This is a genomic window from Holdemanella sp. DFI.5.55 (assembly GCF_020593575.1).
GTDB classification, from domain to species: domain Bacteria; phylum Bacillota_I; class Bacilli_A; order Erysipelotrichales; family Erysipelotrichaceae; genus Holdemanella; species Holdemanella hominis.
In genome coordinates this window covers 1-218 of the sequence record NZ_JAJDMK010000443.1, presented here as the reverse complement: position 1 = coordinate 218, position 218 = coordinate 1, and the positions used below count along the sequence as shown (strand labels likewise).

Here is a 218-nt window from a genome sequence, read left to right as displayed (position 1 = left end):
ATTCGGGTTATGGCATTTTGGTCGTAACCGCAGTCCTGCCGGTATATTTTAAGGCCGTTGCTCACCAGAATGGGATCTCAGCCGCTCTCTCAACGGCATTATGGGGATATGCCAACAGCGCGGGGACTTTGGTCGTTTCGCTTTTAGCGCCTTTTTTAGGAGCAATGGCGGATTATCCTTATGCCAAACGACGCTGGCTGAACTGGTTTGCTGGCTTG

Annotated in this window: 1 pseudogene; it reads left to right on the top strand. The window is 51.4% G+C overall.

Annotation, left to right across the window (positions count from 1 at the left end):
- Positions 1-218: pseudogene (locus LJE08_RS14745) on the top strand (hypothetical protein); the annotation flags it as partial.